Origin of the sequence: Pseudomaricurvus albidus, from assembly GCF_018863235.1 — a bacterium.
Lineage (GTDB): Bacteria > Pseudomonadota > Gammaproteobacteria > Pseudomonadales > Cellvibrionaceae > Pseudomaricurvus > Pseudomaricurvus albidus.
In genome coordinates, this window is the sequence record NZ_JAHKRS010000016.1 from 23,489 (window position 1) to 33,135 (window position 9,647).

General features: G+C 46.3%; 6 protein-coding genes. All 6 read right to left on the bottom strand.

Translation table 11 applies throughout. From position 1 onward, the window contains the following. Nucleotides 1-3,126, bottom strand: coding sequence for an efflux RND transporter permease subunit (locus KOI40_RS18015; protein ID WP_159269330.1), 3,126 nt, complete (start codon nt 3,124-3,126; stop codon nt 1-3). Between the two features lie 10 nt (nt 3,127-3,136). Further along, nucleotides 3,137-4,192, bottom strand: a complete 1,056-nt coding sequence (locus KOI40_RS18020) for an efflux RND transporter periplasmic adaptor subunit (RefSeq protein WP_159268303.1) — start codon at nt 4,190-4,192, stop codon at nt 3,137-3,139. A gap of 51 nt (nt 4,193-4,243) precedes the next feature. Next, nucleotides 4,244-4,492: a hypothetical protein gene (locus tag KOI40_RS18025; RefSeq protein WP_159268304.1), complete on the bottom strand. Its 249-nt coding sequence runs from the start codon at nt 4,490-4,492 to the stop codon at nt 4,244-4,246. A gap of 71 nt (nt 4,493-4,563) precedes the next feature. After that, entirely contained in the window at nt 4,564-5,838 is a 1,275-nt protein-coding gene (locus KOI40_RS18030) for a TolC family protein (protein WP_216098940.1), read from the bottom strand. Nucleotides 5,839-6,379: 541 nt separating this feature from the next. Further along, entirely contained in the window at nt 6,380-6,781 is a 402-nt protein-coding gene (locus KOI40_RS18035; protein ID WP_216098941.1) for a cation efflux transmembrane domain-containing protein, read from the bottom strand. 121 nt (nt 6,782-6,902) lie between these two features. Beyond that, nucleotides 6,903-9,647: Tn3 family transposase (locus KOI40_RS18040; protein ID WP_216098942.1), on the bottom strand; the 2,745-nt coding region annotated here is incomplete at its 5' end.

A 9,647-nucleotide genomic window follows, 5' to 3' on the forward strand; every position in this document is an offset into this window, starting at 1 on the left:
TTAGTTATTAGCCTTCACAACTTTTAGGCGATCATTTTTATGAAACCAATGATAGAGAACGGGTAACACGAGCAACGTTAGCAAAGTGGAGGAAATAATCCCGCCGATAACAACGGTGGCTAACGGGCGTTGAACTTCTGCTCCGGTACCTGTGTTTAATGCCATTGGCACGAATCCAAGACTGGCTACCAATGCAGTCATTAATACGGGTCGCAAACGCACAAGCGCGCCCTCTGTTACTGCAAGCATCAAGTCACCTTTCTCGTGCCACAGATCACGGATAAACGCTAGCATCACTAATCCATTTAGCACCGCAACTCCCGACAAAGCGATAAAACCAATTCCGGCGGAAATGGACATAGGCATGCCACGCAGTGCCAAGGCTAAAACACCACCAGTTAGAGCTAATGGCACACCACTGAAAATAATGAGGGCATCCTTCAGTGACCCAAAAGCCATCACCAACAAGCCAATGATAAGCAGTAAAGTCAACGGTACGACGATAGACAATCGTTTACTCGCAGATTCGAGTTGTTCGAAGGTGCCGCCATAGTCAAGCCAATACCCAGCCGGAATATCTACCTGTGACGAAATTTGGGCCTTTACATCCTCAACAAACCCGCCAAGATCTCGACCACGCACGTTGGCTGTAACAACAATGCGGCGCTTACCATTTTCACGACTGATTTGTGCCGGTGCAGGCGAAATATCCAAGGTGGCAACTTCAGACAAAGGAACATAGTCACCGTTTGGTAACGGTACGGGTAAGAATGCTAGGCGTTCGATATCTCGCCGAACAGTTTCCGGTAAACGAACTACCAGCTCAAATCGCCGATCCCCTTCATACAGTATTCCTGCACTTTCACCGCCAATTGCTGTCGCTACCCACTCTTGCAACTCGGAGACATTGAGACCATAACGCCCCAACGCAGTCCGTTTGGGAATGACTGACAAGGTTGGCAAGCCAGTAACCTGCTCAACTCTCGCATCGGCGGCACCATCGACTTTACTCAGTGTTTTTAAAATATCATTGGCCGTGACAACTAGTTGATCCAGATCATCGCCGAAAACTTTGATACCCAAATCAGCTCGAACGCCAGAGATCAATTCATTGAATCGCATTTGAATGGGTTGGGTGAATTCGTAATTATTGCCCGGTAATTCTTCGAGTGATTTTTCCATTTGCTCAACTAATTCTTGCTTAGTAAGCGATGGGTCTGGCCACTGTGAACGCGGTTTTAAAATCACAAAATTATCGGCGACATTAGGCGGCATGGGGTCAGTCGCCACTTCGGCGGTACCGATACGCGCAAACACTTTATCGACTTGAGGAAAGGATTTTATGCGTTGTTCAAGCAATTCCTGCATTTCCACCGCCTGCTCCAATCCGGTACCCGGAATTCGCATAGCGTGCAATGCAATATCACCTTCATTAAGTTGCGGTACAAACTCGGAGCCTAACGTTGTCGCTAACCAAAGAGAGGCCGCAACCAGTACAGTTGCACTGCCTACAACCAACCAGCGAAATTTTAATGCGAGTAACAACGCCGGTTCATACGCAGATTTTGCGCCGCGAATCACAATCCCTTCTTTTTCGCTGATTTTTCCTTTTAAGAATACCGCTACAGCGGCAGGCACGACCGTTAATGACAGCACCATAGCTGAAATTAGTGCCATAACGACTGTTGCCGCCATAGGGTGGAACATTTTCCCTTCAACACCGGTCAATGAAAAAATGGGGATATACACAACGGTAATAATTGCTACACCAAAAAGACTGGGACGAATGACTTCGGCTGTCGCTTCGTAAACCACGTTTAATCGTTCACGTAAATCCAATTGTCCTGCGTGCTGCGCGTTGGATAAACGACGGATAGCATTTTCTACAATAATCACTGCGCCATCGACAATTAACCCAAAGTCTAATGCCCCCAAACTCATCAAATTAGCGGACACACCTGTTTTGACCATGCCAGTAATCGTCATTAGCATGGCTAGTGGTATCACCGCAGCTGTAATCAATGCCGCACGGAGATTGCCCAATAATAAAAACAATACGGCAACAACAAGTATTGCGCCTTCTAGAAGGTTCTTACTTACTGTGGCAATGGCTTTGTCGACGAGCGCCGTACGATCATATACAGAGGTCGCTACTACACCTTCAGGAAGGGATGCTTGAATAGTCTCAAGGCGCAGCGCCACATCGCGTGCCACTGTACGGGAGTTTTCACCAATCAACATCATGGCCGTACCCAAAACTGTTTCTACACCATCCTGTGTTGCAGCGCCTGTTCTTAGTTCCTTGCCAATAGCGATACTCGCAACATCAGATACCTTAACTGGAATTGTATTATTCTCAGCGATAATGACGTTGGCGATATCTTCTATGGTTGCTAGCTGCCCAGGTGAACGAACTAATAGTTGCTGACCGTTTCGCTCAATATAGCCAGCGCCGCGGTTACCGTTATTGGCCTCTAGCGCTTGAACGATATCTTCCATTCCAACATTGAAATGCAACAGCTTTTGAACATCAGGGGTTATATGATATTGCTTGTTGTAACCACCAATACTGTTGACCTCTACAACGCCCTTAACCTGTGCAAGCTGTGGTTTTATGATCCAATCTTGAATCTCACGTAATGCAGTAGCGTCATAAGGCTTGCCATTAGCATCTACGGCGTCAGGCAAGGCTTGTACCGTATACATGAATATTTCTCCAAGCCCAGTAGAAATCGGTCCCATCTCTGGTTCCATGCCTGGAGGTAAGGCACTCTTTATTGCGCCTAATTTTGTATTAATTAAGTTTCTGGCAAAATATATATCGGTGCCTTCATCGAAGACGACGGTTACCTGTGAAAGACCGTAACGAGATAAGGATCGGGTATAAGCAAGATTGGGTAACCCAGCCAGTGCTGTCTCTACCGGATAAGTAATTCTTTGTTCTGCTTCCAGGGGTGAATAACCCGGAGCTGAAGTATTGATTTGTACCTGAACATTTGTAATGTCTGGAACAGCATCGATAGGGAGTTTTTGATAACTCCAAAAACCTATACCGACAATCAGAAAAATACTACACAAAAATAATAAACGCCGCTCGATGGCAAGGCGTAAAATGGAATTAATCATCATATACCCCTTAGTGTTCGTGCTCGGCTTCGGATTTTTCGATGTCAGCTTTTATTAAGTAGCTGTTCGCTATTACATATTGGGTGCTTCCTTGAATACCCGATAATACTTCTGTAAATTCGTCGTCGCTGCGACCTAGAACGAGCGGAGTAAAGCGGTAGTCGTCATGCTCTTTGACAAAGATTCCGGTGCGCCCCCCCATAGTTTGCAAAGCCGAATTCTTGACGGCGATCGGTGCCTCAAATTCGTTGATGACAATCTTCCCTTCAACCATCAATCCAGGAAACCAATTATTTTTAGTGTTATTGATTTTTGCTCGCACAATAAGATAAGGCGAATCTTCTTCGGCTGGCAACATGTGAGAAATACGCGAATCGATACGCTTTTCACCTGCCGTTACATGAATGGGTTGGCCAATGTTAATCGATTGTTGTTGTGTCGAAAAAATACGTAAATCTGCCCACAATGATTCAAAACTTGCTATCGAAAACAGCACTTGCTCCTGTGTCATTTCCCCTTTGTTGGCATGACGTTGAATAATTGTGCCGCCAATCGGTGCACGAACATCGTAGCGCTTTAAACTCTCATTGGATTCAATGACGGCAAGCAGATCGCCTTCCTTAACTTGATCGCCAATATTGAACGCCACAGACCGAACAATACCCGGAAATCGTGCACGAACATGACTGGTGCTCTCTGGCGCCGTCGTCAAACGCCCATAGGTTGTGAATGTTTGGTGGAGTGTTTGCGATCCAGTTTGCGCGATTTCAATACCCACCTTTTGAGCCATGGCGTCATTAATTTCAGTCGAGTTTTCCTCGCCGTGTCCGTGCTCATCCTCTTCTCCATCGTCATGATGTGAGCCTTCATCGTGATCATGCTCTTTCTCTGCATCATGACCATGCTCATCATCATCGTGATTTTCTTTATTACTATGTTTCTGATCGTGGGCCTCTTCGTGCGCACTATCTTTGGAGTGTTTGTGATCGTGCTCTTCACTAGCCTGGACGGCAGCAGTAAGGCTTGTACAAAAAATGATAAAAAATAAAGCAAATGTCTGTTTCATTGTCTAATCCTGTCTTTTCAATGTTTTTTAACATTGAAATAAAATTTGGGTTCAGTGAGAGTGAGTTTCGCCTTCTTCACCATCTTCATGATGAGAACCTTCCTCGTGATCATGCTCTTTCTCGGCATCATGATCATGCTCGTCATCATCGTGTTTTTCTTTATTACTATGTTTCTGATCGTGGGCTTTTTCGTGCGAACTATTTTCAGAATGTTTGTGGTCGTGTTCTTCACTAGCCTGGACGGCAGCAGTAAGGCTTGTACAAAAAATGATAAGAAATAATGCAAATGGCTTTTTCATTGTTTAATCCTGTTTTTTCGAAGCTTAAATGCATCGAAATAAAAATGGGTTTATTGAGTTATCGTTGCTGACTAATTGAGTGGCTCTGAAATGAGTTGCTCTATAACGGCCTGATTAAGTGATGCAGCGGCGGCACTCTCAATGAGTGATCGCTTCGCATCAAGTAACTCTTTTTGTGCCGCTATCCAGTCTTGATAGCTGTACCGTCCTGTTTCGTAGGCGCGCTGAGTTGATGCTAAGGCAGAATTTAAGTCCGGCAAGATGGTTGTACGAAAGACCTTGACTGCTGCGACATGCTGTTGCCGCTGTGAATAGGCTTCGAACAACTGCACATGCAACTTCAATAGCGCTGTTTGACGCTCGTAAATCACTTCTTTTTCGGACGCCATCGCAGATTTCAGTGCTCCTCTGTTTCGTTTACCACTGAATAATGGAATCGACACGCCAGCAGTAAATGCCGTATCGCCGCTATCTTCAAATCGACGTACACCAAGCTGCCACCCCAGATCGGCTTTGGATTGAGTTTTGGCAAGCGAGACCTGAGCCTTTTTCAAGCGCGCTTCACTGGCGAACTGGGCGATTGCAGGTGACGATTTAGCACGCTCATATAAAGCAATGAAATCTGATGCCGTACCGTAGGTATAAATATCCCCATCGAGTTTGGACCAGCTGGGTAAGGTTTCTCCCCAATAAGCGGCGATCTTGATCTGTAACCGCTGAAACTGTTGCTCTAGCGCATCAACCTGTAGCTGAGAGTGTGAGAGTGTAGATTTTGCACGCTTAACTTCATATTCCGGAGCGGCTCCCTGGTTCGATCGATTTTTGACAATCTTTAGAGTGCTTTGCGCAAGGTTACGTGCTTCTACAGCAAGTTCTGACAATGCTTGAACCTCAAGAGCCTGGATAAACGTACTGGTCAGATCACCCAAAACATCCAATGTAAAGGCTTGACGGTGGTAGTCGAACGTTTGCAGTTGTGCGTTAGCCACGGATAGACGAGCGCGCCGCTTACCGCCTAATTCGATGACAGAAGATAAGGCAAGTGTGGTTTCGGCCGATGTCACTCCAGACAACTCACCGGAACCCGCAAAGTTTTCAACCTCAATGCTGACATTCAGCGCGGGGGTTAATTCACTGGTCTCCCTGCGACCAAGAAGAACATCTTTCTTTATATTAAATTGATGAAGTTGAGGATTTTGCGCCAAGGTTTTCGTAATGGCCTGATGAAGTGATAACGGTTGACCGCTATTTTGAGCAAAAGCCTCTTTCGAGACGATAGAGAATATAACTAACCCTACGGCTGCGCAAAAACGCAGGCGCGAGCCTGAGTATTGATGGAAAAACATATTTTATGTCCTGCTAAATGAATCGTTATGTCGAAAAAAGTCGACCGTTTCTTAAAGGCGAGGACTAAACTATTGGAGGGCGGTAAAGTGAACCGGAAGGTTGAGATGAGTATCGATCCGTATACATAAATGTCACGGAAGGACTATTAATTAGGCCTATATGGCAAGGCGAAACAGGTAATGCTGAGCACCCTAAGCTGTGGCAATGACAGCAGTGGTGGCAATCTAGCGCGTCATCTTGCTGATCGACATCATCAGCTACGATAACGGCGGCTGGTTCATGTATATGCTCAGCAATGATTTCGTGCTGGTTATTGGACTGATGAAACTGGTGCGCGTCAGCGACTACTGCAAATGATTGCAGTAAAACGATAATCGCTAAGAAAGAGCGTACGTACGCGTTTCGCACCTAATTATTGACCTTTAGTTAAGGATTGAGAGGTTAGTTAGTCTAAAGACATTGATGGAAAGTTCAATGCTTTCGTTCGTTAATGATAATTCTGAGCAAAAAGCCGACAGTCATGAGCAATATCCAATAGACCTATTTGTCGATTAGATTTATATCTTTACAATTCATTGGTTTCTCCAACGCTGCTTCTGAGCCTAATTCGTTTTTTGCATCCGCCACGATAGTTTTGGCTCCTCGCAAGATTACAAACGCGATCACAATACCAATGACGATATCTGGCCATCGACTGTCTAACCACAAGACTAGAGCACCACTCAGAATGACACCCGCATTGGCAATGACATCATTCGCTGAGAAAATCCAACTGGCCCTCATGTGCACATCACCATCTTTGTGTGCGTATATCAACCTTAAACAAACAATATTCGCAATGAGGGCGGCAGCGCCAACAGTCATAATGACCATAGATACAGGCTCGCTTCCAACAAAGATCCTTCGCGTGATATCGACGAGGATGAGTAGCCCCAGGGTCATCTCACAATGACAAATCCGGAGTGACTGCGGTTAATGTACCGCCTTGGGGTACTGGGGATTTTCCCTCGTAAACGGATATAAACCTCTACAACCCCTGCCATTACTGACCTCTGGGAGGGGGTTACTTTTCCTGAACCGGTAAATACCCCTCAATTGAACTCATTAGCTCCTCCAGATCGGGCAACTTCTCACTCAAATTGAAGTTGTACATACCTTTCAGGTTGATGTTGTACCAGGCTACCGGTGAAGCCTGTTTAACGATCCGGACTTTTTCCTCATCTGCCTGATACTCAAAGCTGGTAAGGAGCTGACTGAGTATGGTGGAGTTGAAGTAGATGATGGTGTTAGTAACCAGACGGGCACACTCATTCCAAAGTTGAATCTCCTCATCCGAACTGCCGCGGAACTGATCCCCATTAACATTGCTGATCGCGCGTCGCAGTTGGTGGTAAGCTTCGCCTCGGTTCAGCGCCCGTTGAACATAGTTGCGTAAACTGGCGTCATCAATATAATTCAGCAAATAGTTGGCTTTAACCATGCGGTTGTATTCGGTTAAAGCTTCCAGCAACGGGTGGTTTTTCTTGTAGCCAGACAGTTTCCTGACCAGTGTTGCTTGCGTGGTTTTACGTTCATTGAGTGAGATCGCGATTCGTTGGACAGTGTCCCAATGCTGCGTGATACGCTTAATGTTTATCGGTTTTTTCAGGCACAGCTGGACTCGTTGATTCTTGTCTTCCTTTACATCGAACATCTCATTGATTACTTTGCCGACTTGAGCATAGCGCGGTGCAAAGCTGTAGTCGAACAAATCCAGCAACGCGAAGTTAACGTGATTGACGCCATGAGTATCGGTGGAGAGCACGTCCGGAATGATCTCCGAGCTGTTGTTCATCAATAAGTCAAAGAGGAAATGCGATTCGTGGTCATTTGCGCCAATTACCCGAGCATTTATGGCCGTGTGGTTGGCAATCAGACTCATTGCTGATACACCTTTCTGGGTTCCAAAGTACTTTGAGGAATAGCGGGTCTTGAAGGTCTCGCGCCGAGCTTCAAACTTCTGGCCATCGGCACTGGCATGGATCACATCCTCCTGGATGTTGTAGTGTTTGAAGATAGGAAGCCTTGCCGTGGCGTTGTTGATACAGTCATTAGCCGTGTTCAGGGTTTCCAGTCGCAAGTAGTTTGCCTGAATGGTGCTGAGCTGATCATAGGTGCGATCGGAGATTTGCGCGATACCATAGATGCCTTGGTTGGTGGCATTGCCAACCAAGATAGCCAGCAGGTCATACACATGAGTACGGCTCTTTGACTGAACCCCAAGCACATGTTCAAAGCAGTCAATGAACCCCGTGTCGCGGTCTACCATGCGCAGCACATCGGCGACGCCAGTCGTCGGTATCTGCTGAAAGAAAGGGTTGTTGACCAGGTACTTTTTACTCGCTATCGGTAATCGCCATAAGCGTTTTCCCTTGGGATTGCGCAGGATAATGTTTCGGTTATCATCGTGTTCCAGATATTCACTGACATCATGTAAACGGACCTCCAGATCCCTGGCCATTTTCTCGATCAGTTTATTGGGTTCAGTGGTTAATTTTGGCAGCTGGGTTTGTTCTAGCAATCTATTCTTTTCTTCTTGCCAACGCTCGCGATTGATCAGATCAGCATCCAGAGCCCGATACTTAATGACCTCAGGCAAGGTCAACTGACCATTCAACCTACTGGGGATCTGTTGATAGAGATACCATTCGTAGCGGTCTGGTTTGATGTTACCGCTGCTGTCCTGCAGGAAGCACAGTACTTTATTTGCTGGCAACCGCTTGTCGATGGCTGCTATGGCGAGAGCCCCACTAGCGGAGAGCTCTACTCGGGCATGCTCCAGTCCTGTGGCCAAGCGTTGACTTCCCTCACTGCCTTCGAAGCGCAGGCATAGGAAGAGCTCACGAAGTAAACCCTTCCGTAAGCTGTCTTTCTCGTCGTAATATTGCCACATGGCCTCATCGACCGAACGCTTCTGTTCGTTGAGGAACAAACAGACAGATTCCAGCTCGTTCGCCGCGAGCAGATTCAGGGCCTTCTGTTTTACCGTCCCGAAGGACTGCTGTTGATCAATGTTATCGTCGATAAATAAGTGCAGTACATCGGCGGCCTTACTGACATTTTTGGCGGCATTTTGCCAGTCTTGATAAACGGCTTCCTGCGCATAGGTTTTGGCTTTTTGTTTGGTCTGCCGGATATGATGAACAAAGCCATCGGCAATGCGCTCCAGGGCCTGTTGCCAGCGGGATTGCAAATAACACAGTAAATATAGTCCTTGATTTGCCTTAGACTGCCGTTTAAGTTTGGCACCATAGTAGTCCACGCGTCCGGCAAAGAGTTGCTGATTTTTTTGGGAAAGTAATAATGTATTCAAGACCACTGTCACTTCCGGCATCCAGTGCTGGATGTGGCGATGTACATTAAGCTCTTTTTCCAGCTCGGTTCCGGTGAAGTTCCGGGCTGACTGGCGTAACTCTCTTAGAGGTAACGAGCCTCCGCTATCGACCAAATCAGACAACATCTGTGATAAATCTTTAGAGATTTGGTTCTCAACCTGATTAACAAATCGGTCGTTTGTGGTTCGAACAACTTCAACTATTAAATCCTGTAACACCGTGTATCCGGGAATTGCGATCTGATGAGCCGACAAGAACTCAATAGCTCTATCAAATAACGACCTTGGTTGAACCCACCTCAGAGCCTGTTCATTCAGATCTCTGATTAACTCAGCACAATGCAACTTTTCTTGCCAACGCTGATGATTCGCCAATCTAAAAATGCGCTGGTAGATGCGTGCACGGGTTTTCTGAGTGAGATTGAATGGTCTCAG

What these genes read in the sequence shown, in the direction of transcription:
- KOI40_RS18015 (WP_159269330.1), bottom strand. Translation starts at nt 3,126, where the DNA reads ATGATTAATTCCATTTTACGCCTTGCCATCGAGCGGCGTTTATTATTT.
- KOI40_RS18035 (WP_216098941.1), bottom strand. Translation starts at nt 6,781, where the DNA reads ATGACCCTGGGGCTACTCATCCTCGTCGATATCACGCGAAGGATCTTT.
- KOI40_RS18020 (WP_159268303.1), bottom strand. Translation starts at nt 4,192, where the DNA reads ATGAAACAGACATTTGCTTTATTTTTTATCATTTTTTGTACAAGCCTT.
- KOI40_RS18030 (WP_216098940.1), bottom strand. Translation starts at nt 5,838, where the DNA reads ATGTTTTTCCATCAATACTCAGGCTCGCGCCTGCGTTTTTGCGCAGCC.
- KOI40_RS18025 (WP_159268304.1), bottom strand. Translation starts at nt 4,492, where the DNA reads ATGAAAAAGCCATTTGCATTATTTCTTATCATTTTTTGTACAAGCCTT.